This window comes from Acetobacter okinawensis JCM 25146 (genome assembly GCF_000613865.1).
In the GTDB taxonomy this organism is placed as follows: domain Bacteria; phylum Pseudomonadota; class Alphaproteobacteria; order Acetobacterales; family Acetobacteraceae; genus Acetobacter; species Acetobacter okinawensis.
The window spans coordinates 1-1,642 of record NZ_BAJU01000108.1 but is presented as its reverse complement, the minus strand read 5'-3'; the positions used below and the strand labels follow the sequence as shown (position 1 = coordinate 1,642).

At 63.6% G+C, this 1,642-nt stretch carries 1 pseudogene; it reads left to right on the top strand.

Annotation, left to right across the window (positions count from 1 at the left end):
• Nucleotides 1-148 precede the first annotated feature (148 nt).
• Nucleotides 149-1,338: pseudogene (locus JCM25146_RS20285) on the top strand (IS91 family transposase).
• Nucleotides 1,339-1,642: the final 304 nt, after the last annotated feature.

The window sequence follows — 1,642 nt, the reverse complement described above, 5'->3', positions numbered from 1 at the left end:
CTGGGTCATTCCCGTCTGGAGACCACGGCCCTTTATACAAAGGTTGCGACACGGACCGTGCGGGCCGTCATCAGTCCGCTCGACAGGCTGGGCATGCTGACGACGGCGCAGGCAAGGCCTGACGGCTGATCCCGGAGCGGGGGCGGTCATGTCCGCCTCCCTCACACTGGGGGACATCTTCCAGGCTGCCGGTCCTGCCTGGCGGGCAGCCCATGTCGGCCGTCTCCCCCTGCAGCAACTCAAGGTCATGTCGGCAATCGAACACTGTCGCACCGCAGCCCTTGGTGGTCATGTCGCAGCCTGCGGGGACTGTGGACACAGGCGGATCGCCTATAACAGTTGCCGCAACCATCATTGTCCGCGCTGTCAGGGGAACGCCGCACGGACATGGCTGGCCGAACGTGAGGCCGATCTGCTGCCGGTCGGGTATTTCCATGTCGTCTTCACCCTGCCGGCGCGGATCGCCGACATCGCGCTGCAGAACAAGGCCGTTCTCTACGCCCTGCTGTTCCAGGCGGCCTCGGAGACGATGATGACGATCGCCGCCGATCCCCGGCATCTGGTGCCCGCATCGGCATCACCGCCGTGCTGCACAGCTGGGGTTCGGCGCTGACCCACCATCCCCATGTGCACATGATCGTGCCAGGTGGCGGGCTCTCGCCCGATGCCCAGCGCTGGATCTCGTCGCGCCCGGCTTTCCTGCTGCCCGTCCGGGTGCTGGGCAAGCTGTTCCGCCGTCTGTTCCTCACCCGGCTGCTGGCATTTTTCGACGCCGACCGGCTGGCCTTTCGGGGCCAGCTTGCTTTCCTGGCAGACCGCCGTGCCTTTCTGCGGTATCTGGCCCCCGTGCGCAGCCGACGCTGGGTTGTCTACGCCAAACCACCTTTTGCGGGTCCCAAAGCGGTGCTGGCCTACCTGTCGCGCTATACCCACCGCGTTGCCATCTCGAACCGTCGCCTTCTGGCGTTCAACGAAAAGGGCGTGACGTTTCGCTACAAGGACTACCGACGGGACACGGCCCACCAGCAGCAGGTCATGACACTCGCCACGGATGAGTTCATCCGCCGTTTCATGCTGCATGTCCTGCCACGGGGATTTCATCGCATCCGCCATTATGGCCTGCTGGCCAGTTCCAATCGCAAGGCCAGCCTCGCTCGGCTGCGGGACCTGCTGAAGGTCATACCCATGCCAGCACCAGAAGTCACGGAACCCGAACCGGTCATGCCACCGCCCTGCCCATGCTGTGGTGGTCCGATGGTCGTCATCCAGATCCTTCCCCGCTGGTGCCAGCCCAGAGGACCGCCACGGACGACTGATCTGGCCGGGAGATCAGCATGATGATCGGCAGACATGACCCTATAACCCGATGCCTGCCGGAACCGTCTCGTTCCGGCGCACCGACAGGCTTACGTAAAACGCGAAAAAACGACGGAAAGCGCGCACCTGGCCCTGAAGATACTGTCATCTTCATGTGTAGGATCAGCGGGAAACACCCTTTGTCACGTCACGAATGTCGCCACGTGACCCCGCTCAGAGGCGCCTCAGGGCAGCGCCAGTTGCAAATTCCCCATAACTGAGTCTCGGTGTCGCGGGTTCGTTCTTCCCAGACTTTCGTACGCCTCGCGGCGCCCGAAACCCTTCA